The 19,202-nt window shown below is 61.9% G+C and carries 14 protein-coding genes and 1 tRNA gene; 3 read left to right on the plus strand and 12 right to left on the minus strand.

Features of this window, described 5'->3' with window-relative positions:
- Positions 1-457: exodeoxyribonuclease VII large subunit (locus AO692_RS11305; RefSeq protein ID WP_280138603.1), on the plus strand; the 457-nt coding region annotated here is incomplete at its 5' end.
- 50 nt (positions 458-507) lie between these two features.
- Here the strand turns inward: AO692_RS11305 and AO692_RS11310 are convergent.
- From AO692_RS11310 to AO692_RS11340, 7 genes are all read right to left on the minus strand, one after another.
- A complete protein-coding gene (locus AO692_RS11310) occupies positions 508-1,494 on the minus strand; it encodes an NAD(P)-dependent oxidoreductase (protein ID WP_054310170.1) in 987 nt (328 codons plus the stop codon).
- Positions 1,495-1,545: 51 nt separating this feature from the next.
- Positions 1,546-1,926 carry an OsmC family protein gene (locus AO692_RS11315; protein WP_054310171.1) on the minus strand — a complete coding sequence of 127 codons (381 nt, stop codon included), beginning with the start codon at positions 1,924-1,926 and terminating at the stop codon, positions 1,546-1,548.
- Between the two features lie 127 nt (positions 1,927-2,053).
- The gene (locus tag AO692_RS11320) at positions 2,054-3,205 is read right to left on the minus strand and encodes an adenosine deaminase (protein ID WP_244483336.1); all 1,152 of its coding nucleotides are present in this window, start codon (positions 3,203-3,205) and stop codon (positions 2,054-2,056) included.
- Positions 3,206-3,282: 77 nt separating this feature from the next.
- Positions 3,283-3,825 (minus strand): helix-turn-helix transcriptional regulator, encoded by a 543-nt coding sequence (locus tag AO692_RS11325; RefSeq protein ID WP_054310173.1) that lies wholly within the window; start codon positions 3,823-3,825, stop codon positions 3,283-3,285.
- A gap of 554 nt (positions 3,826-4,379) precedes the next feature.
- Positions 4,380-4,637 carry a DUF768 domain-containing protein gene (locus AO692_RS11330; protein WP_054310174.1) on the minus strand — a complete coding sequence of 86 codons (258 nt, stop codon included), beginning with the start codon at positions 4,635-4,637 and terminating at the stop codon, positions 4,380-4,382.
- Positions 4,638-4,910: 273 nt separating this feature from the next.
- Positions 4,911-4,987 (minus strand) — tRNA-His (locus AO692_RS11335).
- A gap of 544 nt (positions 4,988-5,531) precedes the next feature.
- Positions 5,532-5,984 carry a phasin gene (locus AO692_RS11340; RefSeq protein WP_054310175.1) on the minus strand — a complete coding sequence of 151 codons (453 nt, stop codon included), beginning with the start codon at positions 5,982-5,984 and terminating at the stop codon, positions 5,532-5,534.
- A 267-nt stretch (positions 5,985-6,251) separates the two neighbouring features.
- Between AO692_RS11340 and AO692_RS11345 the strand changes: the two genes are divergently transcribed.
- Positions 6,252-10,178, plus strand: a complete 3,927-nt coding sequence (locus AO692_RS11345; RefSeq protein ID WP_054310176.1) for a histidine kinase dimerization/phospho-acceptor domain-containing protein — start codon at positions 6,252-6,254, stop codon at positions 10,176-10,178.
- Between the two features lie 352 nt (positions 10,179-10,530).
- Here the strand turns inward: AO692_RS11345 and AO692_RS11350 are convergent, their stop codons facing one another.
- Positions 10,531-12,489 (minus strand): acetoacetate--CoA ligase, encoded by a 1,959-nt coding sequence (locus tag AO692_RS11350; RefSeq protein ID WP_054310177.1) that lies wholly within the window; start codon positions 12,487-12,489, stop codon positions 10,531-10,533.
- Between the two features lie 171 nt (positions 12,490-12,660).
- Here AO692_RS11350 and AO692_RS11355 point away from each other — a divergent pair, with 171 nt between their 5' ends.
- On the plus strand, positions 12,661-14,640 hold the full coding sequence (locus AO692_RS11355; RefSeq protein WP_054310178.1) for an AsmA family protein: 1,980 nt from the start codon (positions 12,661-12,663) through the stop codon (positions 14,638-14,640).
- A 31-nt stretch (positions 14,641-14,671) separates the two neighbouring features.
- Here the strand turns inward: AO692_RS11355 and AO692_RS11360 are convergent, their stop codons facing one another.
- From AO692_RS11360 to AO692_RS11375, 4 genes are all read right to left on the minus strand, one after another.
- Positions 14,672-15,490: an ABC transporter permease subunit gene (locus AO692_RS11360; RefSeq protein ID WP_054310179.1), complete on the minus strand. Its 819-nt coding sequence runs from the start codon at positions 15,488-15,490 to the stop codon at positions 14,672-14,674.
- Position 15,491: 1 nt separating this feature from the next.
- A complete protein-coding gene (locus tag AO692_RS11365) occupies positions 15,492-16,460 on the minus strand; it encodes an ABC transporter permease subunit (protein ID WP_082407326.1) in 969 nt (322 codons plus the stop codon).
- Between the two features lie 9 nt (positions 16,461-16,469).
- Entirely contained in the window at positions 16,470-17,609 is a 1,140-nt protein-coding gene (locus AO692_RS11370) for an ABC transporter ATP-binding protein (protein WP_054310180.1), read from the minus strand.
- Positions 17,610-17,798: 189 nt separating this feature from the next.
- A complete protein-coding gene (locus tag AO692_RS11375) occupies positions 17,799-18,899 on the minus strand; it encodes a polyamine ABC transporter substrate-binding protein (protein WP_054310181.1) in 1,101 nt (366 codons plus the stop codon).
- Positions 18,900-19,202 lie beyond the last annotated feature (303 nt).

Below are 19,202 nucleotides of genomic sequence, written 5' to 3' on the forward strand. Positions count from 1 at the left end.
CCGCGCGCAGGCGGCATTCCTCGGCATCGTGCGCGAGCGACGCGCGCGCTTCATGCGCACAGCGGCAAGGCTGACACCCGCACCCATCGCTCGCCGGCAGAAACTGCAGAGCGACGCGCTTGCGATCCTTGCACGCCGCAAGGACCAGGCAATGACGGTGCGGCTGGACCGACTGCGTGCGCGCCTCACACAGGCCGACCGCCTGCTTTCGACGCTGAAACTGTCGGAACAGGCGATCCTGGAGCGCGGCTACGCGCTGGTGCTGGATGCCAATGGAACGTTGGTGAAGCGGGCGGCGGAAGTGACCCCGGGTGCGGCGCTGGAACTGCGCTTTGCCGACGGTTCGGCTCATGCGACGGCTGAGGGTGGCGGCCCGGCACCCGGCCCTGCTACGCCCAGGCCAGCCAGGACATCGCCAAAGGAGAAAGGCACCAGCAGCCAGGGGTCGTTGTTCTAAATTGCCTATGCAAGGCAGAGCGCGCCCGGCAGATCATCCTGCATGGCGTGTCATTGGGCAACCGGGTAAGGCCCGTCTTCAAAAATCGTGTCGTGATATCCTTTGCTGCCGACATCCCGCGCCAGCGGGCTGCGAAAATCCTTTCCAGCACGAAGACAGTCGAGCACATGGCGAAAATCGTACTTTGGTCGCCAGCCCAGCTCGACCCTTGCCCGTTCGTTGACATAGACGCGGTCGATATGTGGGAACAAGGACCAACTGCGCTTTCCAAACAGCGCTTCACAATCGGAAAACAGCTGATGGACCACCTGCGGCGCGTTTTTACGCAGTGCGGCTAGATGATCCCGGGTGAACGGCGTGGTCGCAGAAACAATATAGCGCCCAAAACCGATGCTCCGCGCTCTTTCCACGGCCAGCAGATGCGCGCCGACCACGTCTTCGAGATCGACGCGGCGATTGAGCAGTTCGTTTGCCTGGGCATTGGCCGCTCCATAATTGTCGCGGATCGCGGGATCGTCATCCACTTCCGGAAAGAAACGTGACGTTCTCAATATGATGACAGGCAGTCCATGTTTGCGCGCGAAGAGCTCGCACAGGGCTTCAGCGCCGAGTTTGGTGGCGCCGTAGATGTTCTTGGTGACTGGAACGACATCCTCGGTAACCCAGGCGGCTGGCTCTCCGTCGGCCGGCGTCAGAGCCGAGCCGAAGGCGCTTGTCGTGCTGGTGAAGATGAAGGAGCCGACGCCCTCTGCGGCCGCTTCATCGAGCAAGGCAAGAGTACCGGCAAGGTTCGTATCGAGAAACGCCTGGTAGTTGTGGGTCGCGACATGCGGCTTGTGCAACGTCGCCGCGTGAAGGACCGCATGCACGCCGTGGATCACCTGCTTGATGAACGCACGATCGCCAATGGATCCAACGTGATCGGTGAACGCCGACGGCTTGATGTCTACGCCGCGCACCGGACGTCCCGCGGAACGCAGGCTTCGCATCAGCGCTTCGCCCAGATGCCCGGCACTGCCGGTCACGAGTATCGTCATTGCTGCCTGACCCTAGAGCGTTTCCTTTTTAACGGCGCGCATCCTTGCCGATCACGCACCGGCTTCCTCAAAGACAAGTTGTCGTCCAAGCGTTTTGCGAACCGGGCAAAGCCGCGCCGCCGCCAAGAGGGTCTTGCGGTCGACTTCGGTAATCTCATCGCCCAGGTCAATCTTCGACCGAAAAATAGCGCTGCCGGGGTCTTTCCTGTCGAGTTCGATCTGGATACGGATACGCTTCAGTGGAATGCCGCGTTCTTTCGCCACCAGTCTCAAGGTGATTGCCGTGCAACTCGCCAGCGCCGCTTCGAGGAGTTCGTGCGGTCGAAATCCCTGGCCCATCCCCTTTGGTTCGGTGGTGTCTGCTTCAAAAGAATAGACGTCGTTCGAAATGCGAGTCTGTGTCGATGCCTCGCCATTTACCGCGGTGATCATTCTGGCTCTTCCTCGTTCACTTCGATCTTTCGCAGGCGTCCTTTGGCGACAGGCAGGACATGCTCGAGCGTAAGCTGCGCCGGCTGCAGGCCAATTGGTCTGAACGGATCCACCCAGACAACCTCCTCTATCTCGGCGGCGGGTTTGATGGGCGCGCAGAGACCGTTGCAGCACCGGGCGCTCTCAGGTCCCTGATGATGTCCCGGCACTTTCCACGCCTTTCCTCATCCATGAACGCGGCCAGGAGGCTGTTGTCTGCCAGCACCAATTGCTCCTCCGGGGTCAGGCCAAGGGCCGCAGCCGTGTGGATGAAATTCTCATTCACATGTCCACCGAAATAAGCCGGATCATCGGAATTGACGGTGACACAGAGCCCTGCATGCAGGAGTCGGCGCAGATTGTGCTGTTCGAGGCTGGGAAACACTTTCAGCGCGACATTCGAGAGCGGGCATACCGTCAGCGGGATTCCCCTATCGGCAAGGCGCTGCATCAAGACCGGATCGGTTTCACACTGGACGCCATGATCGATGCGGTCGACGCGCAGCCTGTCAATCGCTTCGCCCACATAGTCCGACGGCCCTTCCTCGCCGGCATGTGCCGTCGTCCTCCAGCCAAGTGCACGGGCCGACGAGAACACTTCCGCGAACGGTCCGGGTGGATAGCCCTTTTCCGGTCCACCCATCCCGAGTGCCAATATACCATCTCGCCATGGACGCGCCGCCTCGATGGCGGCGAAGGCCTCATCAAGGGGCTTGTGGCGCCTGACACAGAGGATCATGCCACCCGTAATGTCGAGCTGCGACCGGGCGTCCGCATAGGCGCCGCTGATGCCTTCCATGATCGCCTCGAACGGCACCCCGCGCTCGGTATGGTCGGCAGGGGTGATGTAGACTTCCGCATGCACGACGTTGTCCTCCCGGACACGGGAGAGGTAAGCAAGCGTCAATTCGTAGAAATCGCGCTCGGTGCGCAGGACGGTCAGCCCAGCCCAGTAGATTTCCAGAAATGACTGGAGATCGGAGAAGCGATAAGCCGCCAGAACATCGGCCATGGATCGGTAAGGGATCGCGACATCGTTACGGCGGGCGAAATCGAGGAGCATGTCCGGCTCCAGAGTTCCCTCCACATGCACATGCAGTTCGGCTTTCGGAACGGCCTTGATGTCAAACTGCTGGGAATTCATCGATAACACTCTTTCGCCACGCACGTTTCGCCTCAGCGTTTTCACGCTTGACCATGCGGAGGAGCCATCAAAGCTCCCCGGCAAGGTGGGCTTCAACTAACAGCCCTCGACGAAAAACGACGACGCATAAAATATGCGAAAGATGACGGGGCAAGGCGACCGCCACGCGGACGCTAAGCGATGGTGGTGGCAAGACGTGCGGGAGTACCGTCAGCAAGCATGATACGTTCCCAGAGCACCCGCCCCGGCAGGATGGTTAGGTCCTCATCACGGTTTGGGCCTGTAACGACCTCAAGAGAACCGACCCGCCCATCATGCCATCCAAGATCGTCGAGAGCGGTGTCTGCCGCCAGAATTTCCGGCGAGGCATAGACAAGCAATGACTTGCCCAGGAACATGGACAGGTCGGCTCGCCATTCGGCCTGTCTTGGCCGGGACGCGGCAAGCAGGCGATGCGTCTGGTCGCAAACCAGGTGAACCTTTTGTGTGGAGGATTCCACAAGACGCTTCAGCCAGGCATCTTGTGCTGAACCGAATGGAGCCGTGAGCAACTGACACGCCACAACCCACTGTGCTTCGGAGAAGTCGAGAATTCCGCGTTCCCAGCGTGACACGGTCGCCTGATCCACGTCCATCAGTTCAGCGAGGTGGCTTTGCTTCATCTGGCGAAGCAGCCGCATTCTCCGCAGCCTGCGGCCTTGATCATTCGGTAGCATCTCTCAATTCATCCACTTTTCCTGCGGGAAGCTCTTTCTCTCCAATGACGTCGACAACGACGGCGGGGCCATGAGCATTTCGTATGGCCGCCGACAGAAAGGGCAGCGGCGGCGATGATCCACCTGATTTGGTGGCACGGCGCTCATGCGCATCCGCTCCTTAGGAACCCAGCCTACCGCTTCTTTATCAGTGATAAATAATATCGCAAGACCAATCTGGCCGGCGCGGATTGGGTTGAAAGCCTCCGACCTCTCCCCTGAGGGATTGGCTTTAATAGACGCTTGGCAAAAATCGTCGGTGCTTCGCACGACATGGCGCCCGCAAAGCTCTCCTCCTTTGGAGAGGATTGGGTGGGGATATGTCAGCCCGCGCGCCCTCAGGGCACGCCAACAAGACGGGCTGTTCAGGGCTTTGCCTGTGGCAGCGTCATTTGCCAGAGCGAAACTGCAAGGCTTCTGGCTCGTGATGGGCAAACGGCTTGGCTGGTGGCTGACCCGGGTGTTTCGTGGCCGCGATCATACCGAACGCGGCACGGCCTGCCGGGAAGCGAAGATCAAGCGGCCTTGTCGGCGGCCGCCTTGTCGGTGTCCGTCTCGGCCTCGACGGCCTCTTCGAGACGGGAGGCGATCAGTTCCTGGATATCGCCGACCTCTTCCTGGAGGTCTTCCAGCGGGATGCCCGCTTCGGCGGCTTTGGCGGCGCACTGCTTGGCCAGGACTTCGGCATGCTTTTCGATCTTCACCGCTTCGGACGGAGCGCAGCATTCCTTGCCGATCCAGTCCTGCAGAAATTCGATCGCGTGTTCGCTCATAATTGAACTACCCGTTTCGGTTCTTTCCGGCTTGCCAGCGCTGTCAGCGCGGCGGGCCGGTGTCCTTAGAGCGTTTCCGTTTTTCACGGAAACGCGGAAACGCTCTATCTTTTTCTTTGCAATTCCGGACGCAAAACCGCTAGGCACTTTTGCTGGAATTGCTCTGTTTCAATTGAAACCGAGTCGCAAGCTCACGGCAACCGTAACGGCACCAAAGAACAAGACCTGATTTCAGTGATTGGTTTGCGGGGCATCCACCCGGCGAAAAAGGAGTGGTACCGTTGGCTGGGATCGAACCAGCGACCTCCGGATCCACAATCCGGCGCTCTAACCATCTGAGCTACAACGGCACTCATGCCCGTCGATGATCGCAACACCAGCTCCACTCGTGTCAGCCGCGCTCCGTCATCCGGCGAAGCGTCCATACGGGCAATCGGATCGTAATTCAAGGCTCTTGCGAAGGCAAAGGCCCGATCACCCACATCCGTGTTCACCAGGACGCCCGAACCCCGACCTTACAAAGGGGTTGCCGACGCATTCCACTCGAACCCAAGCCTCTCCCGACACGCAATACCGATTTCGGAAGAGGTCCCACCTCTCTTTTATTCAGTTCATGATCCTCTCCGAAAATCCGATTTTCGGGGTCATGCACTTAAGAAAAAAGGCCGGCGGGAGGAGGAGCCGGCCTTTTTCCAATATGAAGCCGGTGGGAGGAGGAACCGGCTTTTCCCTGGAGCGGAGGGAGGAGGAACCACCCCAGGTATCTCTTGTCCGATAAAGCTAGGAAGCCGGTGTGATGCTTACAAGATCACCGGCGGGCCCTTGCCATTTTGCCGCACTTTCCGGCATGCATCGTGCTTTCCGAAAATCGATCCCGATTTTCAGTTCGATGCATCAGGCAGCCTTGGAGACGTCCTTGAAAGCCTTCTCGAACGCGGCCTTGTACGGCTTGGAAACGTCTTCTGCGGCCTTGGAAGCAGCAGCCTGGAATTCCTTGGCCTGTTCGACGGCGGTCTCGACACGCTTGCGCAGGAACGAGGTCTGCAGCTCGACGACTTCCGACAGCGACTTGGCGCCGACGAGGGCCTCAAGGTGCGAGAAATTGGCTTCGGCATTGGCGCGCAGCGTGGCGATCGCCTTCAGCGACAGGTCGCTCGACGTGGTCTTGGCGGTCTCGTAGCTGGTCTCGAAAGCCTTCTTGGCTTCCTCGGCGCCGGTCTTCAGCTTGGCGAAGGTCTCTTTGGACTGCTCGACGCCCTTCTCGGCGAAAGCGCGAACCTGATCAGCGGCCTGCGAAGCATCGAAGGTCGGGAATTCGGTGGTCTCAGCGGTCTTGGTCTTGGACATTTTCCATCCTCATGGTGGACGGGCACATTCACCGTCTCTGGCGCCGTGCCGTCTCGTTCATTTCTGTTAGCACCCTAGCATTTCTTATTGTGCAGTGCAATATTTATGTTGCGTCGCAACATTTCCGAAGAGAAACAATGGGATGCCGCGTTAACCAAAAGCCTCACTTTTCAAGTGGCCTGGCTTCTGGCTTGTGGACCTTGCGGCGGCACCCATTTATTAACGAAGCATTAACCGCGGCCATCTCCTGGAGGATCGCCAGAGCGCATGCCGTCCGAGAACTATTCGTTCCTCGATGTTGCCGTCCTCGACGAGGTGCGGACGCGTTTCGCCGCCGGCGACGCGCTCCTCATCCTGTCGGCCGACCTCGACCAGGTGCTATGGGCGAACGGCCCGGGTGCCGCCCTGCTCGGCCATGCCGATATCGAGGCTGCGATCGGCGCGCCGGCCGATCTGCCGCCGGTGGCGAAGCGGCAGATCTCGGCGACCACCGGCTTCCCGGCCATCGGCCGCAACCGCGCCCTGCTGGTGCGGCTTTCCAGAGGCATGACAACGCAGGCGATCGGCTTCCAGGCCAGCGCCGTGACCATGCCGGACGGCGAAGCTGCGATCCTGCTTTCGGTGCCGGCCGCACAGAGCGGCTCGCGCAGCACGGCCGAGATCGCCGAACGCGCCATCAGCGGCTTCACCGCCGATGGCCAGTTCCTCGCCTTCGTCGACGGCTACGGTAACATCGAAGCCGCATCGGAAGGATTTTCAGCGCTCGGCATCACCACCGAAACGCTTGGTTCGCTGGCAACGGAAACCAGCCGTGAGCATGACCGCACGCTGAAGCGGCGCCTGCAGGCGGGAACGCGTACCCTGCCCGCCGGCATGGCCAGGCTGACGGACGATCCGACACGCCATCTCCTGGTGGTGATCGATGACGGGGAAGCTGGCCAGGTTGGGACGGCTCCTGCCGTTACGAACTCCGCCAACACTGTATCGCCCTCGGCGGAGCACCCTGCAGCCACTGCAGCGGAAGGCTGGCGCGCGGCCGATGACAGCGCTCCCACAAACGCGGTATCGAGCGACCAGCATCATGATGGCTGGTATTTCAGCGACACCGAGGAAGGCGGCGAGGATCGTACGCCATCCGAATCTGCCGAGACGACGCCGACCACCAAGCCGGCCATCGACCGCGGCGCGGCCCCGGTACGCTTCGTCTGGCGTACCGACGAAGCCGGCCGCTTCAGTGCGATTTCACCGGAATTCACCGCCGTTGTCGGGGAAGCGGCGGCCGACGTCATCGGCCGCCGCTTCAAGGACGTGGCAACAACCTTCGGCTTCGACCCCTCCGGCGAGATCGCCGGGTTGCTGGAGCGACGCGATACCTGGTCCGGCCGTTCGGTTGCCTGGCCGATCGCCGGCAGCAGCCTGAAAGTGCCGGTCGATCTCGCTGCCCTGCCCGTCTACGACCGCAACCGCAACTTCGAAGGGTTTCGCGGCTTCGGCGTCGCCCGGCTGGCGGACGCCACCGAAGATCACGAAAAGGTCGGCGAGGCACTGACACCGGGCTGGACGCCGTCCGAAACGGCATCCGCTTCCGCCGTACCGACCAAGCCGGCCGTGCCGGAAGCGAAGCAGCCTTCGTCGAACGAAGACGCGACCCAGGACCATCCGTTCCATGGCGAGGCGCCGGCACTGGCCATCGCTCCGACACCGGAGCGTCGTTTCACCGATAAGGTGATACGGCTGGCCGAACACCGGACGCCTGCCAACGATAAGGGGCTGTCGAGCGTCGAGCGAACCGCCTTCCGAGAGATCGGCGAGCGCCTGAAGAAGGACAGTGCTGCGGAAACCGGCAAGGCCCCGCAAGCCAGGACTGTTCCGGGAAACGCCGCTCCATCCGCGCCTGAGACGGATATCCGCGCTACGGCGCCACAGACGGACAAGATCGAAACGACGGCGGCATCCGATCGTGACGCCGAAGCCGCGAAACCTGCCGAAGCTGCTCCGCCGGAACACAAGATCGAAGCCGAGACCCCGCCTGCCGTTGCGTCCACTGGCGAGTGGCAGCCGCCGCTGGACGATGACAGGACAAACGCGGTGGAGCCGAAAGCCTCCATCGCGCAAGGCGAGACGGGTTCGGGGGATGAGACGGTTGTCGCCGAAGACGACAGCGCCGCGCTGGTCGAAGCGCAGGAAGCTGAAGACATCGAAGACCTTGCCCGACTCGACGGCGCGGATGCCGAGCAGATTTCCGAAATCGAGGACGCCGTTGCGACGTCCGAGATATGGGCAGAATCCGAGTCGCAAGCTGCAATTTCCGGCGAATCGTCGAGCCCCGCCGCTCAGCCCGCAGCCAAGCCGGCGCGCTCGCTGCTGGCCTTTGCTACCCCCGACGAAGGCAAGGCGGATGGAGATAACAGACCAGCGCATGCGCTGGACGACGCCGGCGATGTCAGGGCGGCAGCCGCGAAGGCGGCACAAAAGCGCCGCGACGCGGCTCATGGAGAGACAAAAGAACCGGCTGAAGACGAAGCCGACCTGGCCCGCCTGGAAGACGATGGCGACCTGACGCATCCACGCGACGAAACGGAAGTGCCCATTGCCGCAGAGGCCGTGCAGCCGGTTCCCGCGCCGCCAACGCTCTCGCCAGCCCACCGCGTCGCACCGCCGCTGCAGGCCGGCGGCTTCCTGCCCGCTGCCTTCTCCACCGGCGAAACGGTGCCCGACACCTCGCTTGTGGGCAGGCTGCCTGTGCCGCTGCTGATCCATTCCGGCGACAAGTTGCATTATGCCAATGCGGAATTCCTGTCCCTGACAGGCTATGCCGATCTTGCCGCTCTCGAAACAGCTGGCGGACTGGATGCACTGTTTGCCGACGCCTACGCCAGCGACGACGCGCCCGATCATTCAGACCATAAGCTGCGGCTCAAGAAAGCCGATAGCGAGGAAGTCCCGGTCGATGCGGTGCTGCGTTCCGTGCCCTGGGGCAAAGGCAAGGCGCTGATGCTGGTGCTGAATGGCGCCGCGGAAAGCCAGCCGGCACGGGTCGTGCCATTTCCGTCCGCCGAGCCCGACAATGCCGAACTCAAGGCACGCATCGCGGAAATGCGGACCATCATCGATACCGCCACCGACGGCGTCGTTCTGATCGACCGCGACGGCACCATCCGTTCGATCAGCCGGCCGGCGGAAGCCTTGTTCGGCTTCGACGGCGACGACGTCGCCGGCAAGCAGTTCGCCTCGCTGTTCGCCATCGAAAGCCAGAAGGCAGCGCGCGATTACCTCGCCGGGCTTTCCGACCACGGCGTCGCCAGCGTGCTCAACGACGGCCGCGAAGTGATCGGCCGTGAAGCCGAGGGGCGTTTCATTCCGCTGTTCATGACCATTGGCCGCCTCCCAGGCGACAGCGGCTATTGCGCGGTCGTGCGAGACATCACCCAGTGGAAGCGAGCCGAAGAAGAACTCACCCAGGCGCGTGCCGTGGCCGAGCGGGCGTCCTCGCAAAAGACCGATTTCCTCGCCCGCATCAGCCACGAAATCCGCACGCCGCTCAACGCCATCATCGGCTTTTCCGAACTGATGGTGGACGAAAAATTCGGGCCGATCGCAAACGAGCGCTATCGCGACTATCTGCGCGACATCAATCGCTCCGGCAACCATGTGCTCGACCTGGTCAACGACCTGCTCGACATTTCCAAGATCGAGGCCGGCCAGCAGGAGATGGACTATGAGGCGGTGTCGCTCAACGACACGCTCGCCGAAGCCGTCGCGCTGATGCAGCCGCAAGCCAATCGCGAACGGGTGATCATCCGCTCCTCCTTCGCCTCGCGCCTGCCGGAGGTGGTGGCCGACCTGCGCTCGATCCGCCAGATCGCGCTCAACGTCCTGTCCAACGCCGTGCGCTATACGCAGGCCGGCGGCCAGGTGATCGTCTCCACAGCCTATGAAACCTCTGGCGATGTTGTGATGCGGGTGCGCGATACCGGCGTCGGAATGACCCAGGCCGAAATCGAGCATGCGCTTAAGCCATTCAAGCAGGTCAACGCGTTGAAGCGCGGACGCAACGACGGCACCGGCCTCGGCCTGCCGTTGACCAAGGCGATGGTGGAAGCCAACCGCGCCAGGTTCACCATCAACTCGACTCCAGGTGAAGGCACGCTTGTGGAAGTCGCTTTCCCGTCGACACGCGTTCTGGCTGACTGACAGCAAATAGAACAAGAAAAAAGGCGCCCCTCGGGCGCCTGAAAAGAATGTCACAACGGGCTTGAGCGATACTGTTCCCGCCTCCAGCAATTCCAGGAAAAGCGTGTAACGGTTTTCCGTCCGGAATTGCGTAGAAACAAAAATTAGAGCGTTTCCGCGTTTCCGTAAAAAACGGAAACGCTCTAATGGGAATGGGATTTCTCCCTCAAGTTACCCGCGACTATCAGGGCCGGGTCGTAAACAAATCCTTACCCGGTCCCGGAAAAATTTACGAAAGTGTACCATTCCTGAAAACGCGGTAAATTTAGGCGTTACGCTCTATTTACCTTGTTTTCCGCCACGAGCCGCTGGCTCAGTTCCGCAATTCCGGTCGATCCCTGAACAGGTCGAGCGCCTCGGGATTGGCGAGCGCTTCCTTGTTCTTGACGGCACGGCCGTGGACGACATCGCGCACGGCGAGCTCGGTGATCTTGCCTGATTTGGTGCGTGGAATGTCGGTGACGGCGACGATCCTGGCCGGTACATGACGCGGGCTGGCGCCGGTGCGGATCTTGGCCTTGATCTTCTTTTCGAGTTCCTCGTCGAGCGTGACATCCGGAGCCAGCCGCACGAACAGCACCACACGCACATCGTCGTCGAAATCCTGGCCGATGCAGATCGCCTCGACGATCTCGGGCATCTGCTCGACCTGGTTGTAGATCTCGGCCGTGCCGATGCGCACCCCGCCAGGGTTCAGCGTGGCGTCCGAGCGGCCGTGGATGATCATGCCTCCATGCGCCGTCCATTCGGCAAAGTCGCCATGGCACCAGACATTGTCGAAACGCTCGAAATAGGCGCCGTGGTATTTCTTGCCATCTGGGTCGTTCCAGAAACCGATCGGCATCGCCGGGAATGCCCTGGCGCAGACCAGTTCGCCCTTCTCCTGCTGCACCGGCTGGCCATCGTCGTTCCAGACATCGACGGCAAGACCAAGTCCCGGCCCCTGGATCTCACCCTCCCAGACCGGTTCGGTCGGCACGCCCAACACGAAGCAGGAGACGATGTCGGTGCCGCCGGAGATCGAAGCGAGGTGGATATCCTGCTTGATGCCTTCGTAGACGAAGCGGAAGCCTTCCGGAGACAGCGGCGAGCCAGTGGAGGAAAGGGTGCGCACGGAGGAAAGATCATGCGTGGTGATCGGCTTCAGCTCCGCCTTGCGCACGGAATCGATGAATTTCGCCGAGGTGCCGAAATAGGTCATCTTCTCGGCATCGGCGAAGTCGAACAGCACATTGCCCGAAGGGTGGAAGGGCGAGCCGTCATAAAGCAGCAGCGTGGCGCCGCAGGACAGGCCCGAAACCAGCCAGTTCCACATCATCCAGCCGCAGGTGGTGAAATAGAAGAAGCGATCGCCATCGGTGAGGCCGGCATGGAGGCGCAGCTCCTTGACGTGCTGGATCAGCGTGCCGCCCGCCGAATGCACGATGCATTTCGGGATGCCAGTCGTGCCGGAGGAGAACAGGATATAGAGCGGGTGCGCGAAAGGCAGCCTTTCGAAAGTGACGGCCTTGGCCGCGAAGGGCTGCAAAGCCGTGTCCAGCGCTTCCGCCCCCTCGATGATGGCGGCGACATCTTCCGCCGTACCGAGATAATCGACCACCAGCACCTTGCGCAGGCTCTTCAGTTTCGAAGTGACCGCAACCACCTTGTCGGCAACCTCGATGGCCTTGCCGGCGTACCAGTAGCCGTCCGGCACGATGAAGACGACCGGTTCGATCTGTCCAAAACGGTCGAGCACACCCTGTTCGCCGAAATCGGGTGAGCAGGACGACCACACCGCGCCGATGGAGGTGGCGGCGAGCATGGCGGCAACCGTTTCGGGCATATTCGGCATCATCGCGGCGATGCGGTCGCCCTGCTTGACGCCGAGCTTCACGAACAGTTGCTGTAGCTGTGAGACCCTGGCGTGCAGTTCATCCCATGACAGGCGCCGCTCGACCTTGTCCTCGCCGCGAAAGACGATCGCATTGGAGGAACCGGTCTTTTTCAGCAGGTTTTCCGCAAAATTCAGCCGGGCATCGGGAAAGAACCTGGCACCCGGCATTCTGTCGCCATCGGCCAGCACCGTCTCGCCCTTGTCGCCGACGATGTCGCAGAATTTCCACACCAGCTCCCAGAACGCCTCGCGGTCGGCAACCGACCAGCTGTGCAGATCGCGATAGCTGGCGAATTCCAGCCCGCTCACCCGCTCCGCCGCGCGCGTGAATTCCGTCAGCGGCGCCGAGGCGATCCGTGCCTCCGATGGGGTCCAAAGGGGCGTATCTGCGACCATGAATGTTCCTCCCGTGGCGTCACCCGTTAAGCATACTGCATTGCAACAGCGCAAGATCAGCGTATTGCGACAGCATGTGTGCTATCGCCATCGCATGGTCACAAAGACTTGAAATGCAGCCGCCAGGGTTTACACCCCTCAATGCGGTTGAACTAAAACGCTAAGGACCAGATGCCATCACCCCTGATCTGGCGGGCCATTTGGGCGGTTTCGATTGCGGTCATCGTCGCCGTCGTGGCGTTCGTGGCCGTACCCTATTTTGCGTCCAACCGCATCGTGCGCGACCGCATCGCCTGGGAAATGAGCGCCTGGAGCGGCTTTCGCGTCACCATCGAGGGTACGCCCGAGATCGCGATCTGGCCGCAGTTCCGCGCCACACTGTCGGGCGTCACGCTGTCGAAATGGAGCGACGACAAGGCCCCGCCGGTCATGCAGGCCGAAAGGGTCGACATCGATCTTTCGGCAATGGCAGCGCTGCGTGGCGATGTCGTGTTCTCCGGCGTGCAGCTGATCAAGCCGATCTTCCGAATCCAGCCGGCCGAGCACGGGTTGCTGTTGCCCCCAGCGCCATCCGGTGGACGCGTTGCCCGCGCCATCGACGCAGCCAGGGAAACCGTCAAAGCCAATCCTGACAAGCCCAATGCCGTCAGGCTGCCAACCGAAGGCTTCGGCAGCATCGAATTCCGTGACGGCCGTGTCATAGCCAGCATCGACGGGGCCGAGGAAGACGTGGTGACCGGCCTGTCCGGCATGGTCGACTGGGAGGCACTCAACACCTCCGGTTCGGTCTCGGCCAGCGGCACCTGGCGCGGCGAAAACGTGTCCGTCGAGGCCAATTCACCGCAACCGATGCTGCTGCTCGCCGGGGGGGCCGCGCCCTTCACCGTGTCGCTGAAGGCACCGCCAGCCAACTTCTCGTTCGAAGGCAACGGCAATTTTTCGGCAAAGTCGTTCTTCGACGGCCAGGCAAAATTCTCGGCTCCGTCGCTGCGTCGGGCGCTGTGGTGGCTGCGAGCCGGCATTGCCCCCGGCGCCACCACCGGACCCGTCTCGGTAACCAGCAAGGTCACGGGCAACACCGACCGGGTGAAATTCGACAATGCCGAGATCAATCTCGACAAGAACCCGGGGACCGGCGCGCTCGACCTCTCCTTTTCCGAGGGATTGCCGGTTATTTCCGGTACGCTGGCCTTCGACACGGTGAACCTTGCCGCCTTCCTGGCCGCCTTCACCACCAACGCAGCCACACCCGGCGATCTCGATGCGATCGACACGTCCTTCGCCGACCGGTTCAATCTCGACCTCAGGCTGTCGGCGGCGCACGCAACGGCCGGACCGATCCAGCTTGCCGACGTCGCCGCCACGGCGCAGGTGAAAACCGGCCTCGCCGTGTTCGATATTTCCGATGCCGCCGCCTTTGGCGGCAACATCCAGGCCGGCGTGCGCTTCGACCTGCGCCCGGAAGGCACGCAGGTGGAGATGAAGCTGCTGGCATCCGACGTCAACGGCGCCGAGTTCGCGTCCGCGGCCGGCATGACACGGCTGATGCCGACGGGAACCGGCACCGTATCGCTGATCCTGAAAGGTCCCGGGAAATCGTGGAACTCGATCCTGCAGAACGCCGACGGGTCCGCTTCCGCCACCTTCGGTCCGGGCAATCTGACGTCGCTGAACCTGCCGGCCTTCCTGAAACGCACCGATGAAGGCGGGTTCTTCGCGCTCGACGAAGTGTCCGACGGCACCTTGCCGATCGACGGCGCCGAGCTCAAGGCCAACATTGCCAAGGGTGTGGCCCGTATCGACCGCGCGGAAGCGAAGTCGGGCCAGACCAAGATCTGGTTGTCGGGCATCGTGCCCTATGCGGGGCGCGGTCTGGCGCTTTCTGGCGGTATCGTCCAGCCAAAGCCGGCGGCCCAGCCGGCACCGGCGCCCCAGCCAACATCAACTGATCAGCCGGACCAAGCCCAATCGGGCACCGCGCCCGACGGTCAGACAGAGACCGGCCAGACCACGGCTGCTACGCCGCCTCCCGCCACGCCGCCGGCGCCAACCACACCGGGCAAGGATGGAAACGAGGCGACCTTCTTCGTCGGCGGAACCTGGACCACGCCATTCGTATCGCCGATCGCGCGGCGCAAGGCTGGCGAATAGAAGAGGCAGCCGAGACCGCCTTTCGTTTGCGCTACCCACGCAACGCCGCTTGTTCGTCGCGCAGGCGCTGCACTTCGCGGCGCTTGTTGACGACCGAAGCGATGATGACGCCGGTGGCCACGATCGCGATCAGGATCGTGCAGGCGGCGTTGATCTCCGGCGTCACGCCAAGGCGAACCTGGCTGTAGATCTTCATCGGCAGGGTCGTCGCCCCAGGCCCCGAGGTGAAGGACGAGGTCACCAGGTCGTCCAGCGACAGGGTGAAGGCGAGCATCCAGCCCGATACAATGGCCGGCAGAATGACCGGCAGCGTCACCTGGAAGAAGGTGGCTACCGGCGAGGCACCGAGATCCATCGCCGCTTCTTCGAGCGACCGGTCGAAGGTGACGAGGCGCGACTGCACCACGACCGCGACGAAGCACATGGTGAAGGAGATGTGCGCCAGCGTCAGCGTGAAGAAACCGCGGTCGAGGCCGACCGCGACGAACAGGAGCAGCAGCGACAGGCCGGTGATGACTTCCGGCATGACGAGCGGCGCAAACACCATGCCCGAAAACAGCACACGGCCGCGGAAGCGCGTGTAGCGGGTCAGCGCAAGCGCTGCCAGCGTTCCCAGCACAGTCGCCACGGTTGCCGAAATCAGCCCAACGCGAATGGTCACCCAGGCCGCGTCGATCAGCGCCTGGTTCTGGAACAGCGACACGTACCATTTGGTCGAGAAGCCGCCCCAGACGGTGACGAGCTTCGATTCGTTGAAGGAGAAGATCACCAGAAGCACGATGGGCAGGTAGAGGAACGCGAAGCCCAGCGTGACCGAAGTGATGTTGAAACGGCTCCAGGTCGTGTTCATGTCAGCGCCCCTGTTCCTGTGCGCGCGCCTGGGCGTGCTGGAAGATGACGATCGGCACGATCAGCACCAGAAGCAGCAGCACCGCCACCGCCGACGACACTGGCCAGTCACGATTGGCGTTGAACTCGTTCCATAGCGTTCGACCGATCATCAGCGTCTGCGAGCCGCCGAGCAGATCCGGAATGACGAATTCGCCGACAGCCGGAATGAAGACCAGCAGGCAGCCGGCCAGGACGCCGGGCAGCGACATCGGGAAGGTGATCTTCCAGAAGGCGGTGGTGGGCGGACAGCCAAGGTCCTGGGCCGCCTCGACCAGCGAATAGTCCATCTTTTCCAGCGCGGAATAGAGCGGCAGCACCATGAATGGCAGATAGGAATAGACGATGCCGATGAAGATCGCCGTATAGGTGTTGAGGATGATCAGCGGCTCGCTGATGATGCCGGTGCTCATCAAAAGCTGGTTGAGCAGGCCCTCCGGCTTCAGGATGCCGATCCAGGCATAAACGCGGATCAGGAACGAGGTCCAGAACGGCAGGATGACCAGCATCAGCAGTGTCGGCCGGAGTGTGGCCGGCGCCCGCGACATGCCATAGGCGATCGGATAGCCGACAAGCAGGGTAAGGAGGGTCGATATCCCGGCGACAATGACGCTGGTGATATAGGCGTTGAGATAAAGTGGATCCTCGGTGAGGAAGAGGTAGTTGTCGAAGTTCAGTTCTCTGAGCTGGCCGACGATGCCCGAGATGCCGCCACTGAAATCGAGCGCCGGTGTATAGGGCGGCATCGCGATGGCCGTCTGCGACAGCGAGATCTTGAAGACGATGAAGAAGGGAACGAGGAAGAAGACCAGCAGGAAGACATAAGGAATGATGATGACCAACTTGCCCGTGAAGCTGGTCGCCTGCTGGGGAGCAGCCTGCGCCAGAGCAGCGCCGGTTGCGGTTGGGGCAGAAAGTGTAGCACCCGCCATGGTCGCCCCCTACCGTGTCAACACGACGCCGGCGTCGGGCCGGAAAGAAACCCAGGCGCGGTCGTTCCAGGTCAACGGGTCGTCCGAGATACGCGCGGCATTCATGCTCTGCGCGCGCACGATCTGCCCGTCGCTCAGCTTGACGTGATAGACGGTCATGTCGCCGAGATAGGCGATATCGTAGATCTCGCCCTCCAGCGCGTTGGTCGAGCCTTCCGGCTTGGCCGAGGAGATGCGGATCTTCTCGGGGCGAATGGCGAAGGAGACATCGGCGCCGGCGGTCGCGTCGCCGGCATTCTCGACCAGGATCTGCGCGCCGGTCGAGCCGGTAATTCTCGCAGTCTTCTCGGTACGCTCGGCGACCTTGCCTTCGAACATGTTCACATTGCCGACGAAGTTGGCGACAAAGCGCGAGGTCGGCGCCTCATAGACCTCCGCGGGTGTGGCCACCTGCATGACCTCGCCCTTGTCCATGATCGCGATGCGGTCGGCCATGGTCATGGCCTCTTCCTGGTCGTGGGTGACGACGACGAAGGTCAGGCCGAGTTGCTGCTGCAGATCCATCAATTCGAACTGGGTTTCCTCGCGCAGCTTCTTGTCGAGCGCGCCGAGCGGTTCGTCGAGAAGCAGCACCTTCGGGCGCTTGGCGACAGAACGGGCGAGCGCGACGCGCTGGCGCTGGCCGCCGGAAAGCTGGTGCGGCTTGCGTTTCGCGAAAGGCTCGAGCTTGACCAGTTTCAGCATCTCGGCGACGCGTTTTTCGACATCGGCCTTGGGCATGCCTTCTTGCTTCAGGCCGAAGGCGATGTTCTTTTCCACCGTCATATGCGGGAACAGCGCATAGGACTGGAACATCATATTGACCGGGCGCCGGTAAGGCGGCGTGCCTGCAAGGTTCTCGCCGTCGAGCAGGATGCGGCCCGAGGTCGGCTGTTCGAAGCCTGCCAGCATGCGCAGCAGCGTGGACTTGCCGCAGCCCGATGCGCCGAGCAGCGCGAAGAACTCGCGCTCGTAGATGGTCAGCGACAAATTGTTGACGGCGGTGAAATCACCGAACCGCTTGGTGACGTTTTCGAACTGGATATAGGGCTTCGCGTTCGGATCGTTCCACGGCGCAAAGTCTCTGCGGATGCTGCCCAGCGATTTCATGTCCCACTCCCGTTCTCGTGTCCCCTGGCGTGACCCCGAAAATCGGTATCGATCTTCGGGAAGGAGGGTCGGCATCCGCCGCCCGTCATGCGCCAACTCAAAGTGTCAGAGCGTTCTTTGCGCGTCCGAATGGACGGCGCAGCTCTAAAAGAACCCCGGCAGCCAGACTGCCGGGGTTCTCTGGAGTGCTTATTGTCCCGTGATGACCTTGGTCCAGATGCGCGTGATGGTGCGCTGGGTCTTGGGGTCGTATGGCTTGACGGTGAACAGCTTCTTCAGCGTCTCCTCGTCGGGATAGATCGTGGGATCGCCGGTGATCTCCTTGTTGATCAGCGGTTGCGAGGCCTTGTTGCCGTTGGCGTAGAAGACATAGTCAGACGACTTGGCGATCACCTCGGGCTTCATCATGTAGTTGATGAACTCGAGCGCTTCGGCCGGATGCTTGGCGTCGGCCGGGATGGCCATCTGGTCGAACCACATCTCGGCGCCTTCCTTCGGGATCGTATAGGCGATCTCGACGCCGGCCTTGGCTTCCTCGGCGCGATTACGAGCCTGGAACAGGTCGCCGGAGAAGCCGACGGCCAGGCAAATGTCGCCATTGGCGAGCGCGTTGATGTATTCGGACGAATGGAACTTGCGGACGGACGGACGGATGCTCAGCATCAGCTCTTCCGCCTTGGCGAGGTCCTCGGCCTTGTTCGAGCTCGGATCGATCTTCAGATAGTTGAGCGCGGTCGGCAGGATGTCGGTTGGCGAATCCAGCATCATCACGCCGCATCCCTTGAGCTTCTCGAGGTTCTCCGGCTTGAACACCGTATCCCAGCTGTCGATCGTGTCGACGCCGAGCGCTTCCTTGATCTTCTTGGTGTTGTAGCCGATGCCGGTGGTGCCCCACATGTAGTTGACCGAGTACTCATTGCCCGGATCGAAGGCAGCCACGCGTTCCTGAACGACGTCCCACATGTTCTTCAGGTTCGGCAGCTTCGACTTGTCGAGCTTCTGGTAGACGCCGGCCGCGATCTGGCGGACCAGGAACGGCGTGGCGGTCGGCACGACAACGTCATAGCCTGAGCCGCCGGCCAGCAGCTTGGTCTCCAGGATCTCGTTGGAATCGTAGACATCGTAGACGACTTTGATGCCGGTTTCCTTGGTGAAGTCGGCAATGATCGACTGGTCGATATAGTCCGACCAGTTGTAGACGTTGACGACACGCTCCTGTGCCTGGGTCCCCGCCGCGGGCAACGTCAACAGGACGGCCGTAGCCGCCAGCCAGATCGCTTTGCGGATCATTTTCTTCACACTCCCTTTGTCAGTTTTCCTTTGCCGACAGATGGCATCACGGCCATCGTCCGGCATGCATTGTTGAACGGTGTCCCGGCAACGCACGACGACAACGGCCTGCCCAAGCGACGGGGCCGGGAACGTGTGCGATGGAAAAAAGAGGCGCCGCAGCGCGCAGGCTGCCTGGAGATATTACCGCCCGTTGCTGCCTGACTGGCAGGTCATGGCGGTGGGGCTCGGTCCTGGTTTGGCCGGCTGTGTCACGTGGCAAGATGCGCCTGTCTTGTTGTTGCCGTATTCCCAGCCTGCCCG

Origin of the sequence: Mesorhizobium sp. 1M-11 (genome assembly GCF_001303895.1) — a bacterium.
GTDB lineage: Bacteria > Pseudomonadota > Alphaproteobacteria > Rhizobiales > Rhizobiaceae > Mesorhizobium.

What these genes read in the sequence shown, in the direction of transcription:
- AO692_RS11310 (WP_054310170.1), bottom strand. Translation starts at nt 1,494, where the DNA reads ATGACGATACTCGTGACCGGCAGTGCCGGGCATCTGGGCGAAGCGCTG.
- AO692_RS11315 (WP_054310171.1), bottom strand. Translation starts at nt 1,926, where the DNA reads ATGATCACCGCGGTAAATGGCGAGGCATCGACACAGACTCGCATTTCG.
- AO692_RS11325 (WP_054310173.1), bottom strand. Translation starts at nt 3,825, where the DNA reads ATGCTACCGAATGATCAAGGCCGCAGGCTGCGGAGAATGCGGCTGCTT.
- AO692_RS11330 (WP_054310174.1), bottom strand. Translation starts at nt 4,637, where the DNA reads ATGAGCGAACACGCGATCGAATTTCTGCAGGACTGGATCGGCAAGGAA.
- AO692_RS11340 (WP_054310175.1), bottom strand. Translation starts at nt 5,984, where the DNA reads ATGTCCAAGACCAAGACCGCTGAGACCACCGAATTCCCGACCTTCGAT.
- AO692_RS11345 (WP_054310176.1), top strand. Translation starts at nt 6,252, where the DNA reads ATGCCGTCCGAGAACTATTCGTTCCTCGATGTTGCCGTCCTCGACGAG.
- AO692_RS11350 (WP_054310177.1), bottom strand. Translation starts at nt 12,489, where the DNA reads ATGGTCGCAGATACGCCCCTTTGGACCCCATCGGAGGCACGGATCGCC.
- AO692_RS11355 (WP_054310178.1), top strand. Translation starts at nt 12,661, where the DNA reads ATGCCATCACCCCTGATCTGGCGGGCCATTTGGGCGGTTTCGATTGCG.
- AO692_RS11360 (WP_054310179.1), bottom strand. Translation starts at nt 15,490, where the DNA reads ATGAACACGACCTGGAGCCGTTTCAACATCACTTCGGTCACGCTGGGC.
- AO692_RS11365 (WP_082407326.1), bottom strand. Translation starts at nt 16,460, where the DNA reads ATGGCGGGTGCTACACTTTCTGCCCCAACCGCAACCGGCGCTGCTCTG.
- AO692_RS11370 (WP_054310180.1), bottom strand. Translation starts at nt 17,609, where the DNA reads ATGAAATCGCTGGGCAGCATCCGCAGAGACTTTGCGCCGTGGAACGAT.
- AO692_RS11375 (WP_054310181.1), bottom strand. Translation starts at nt 18,899, where the DNA reads ATGATCCGCAAAGCGATCTGGCTGGCGGCTACGGCCGTCCTGTTGACG.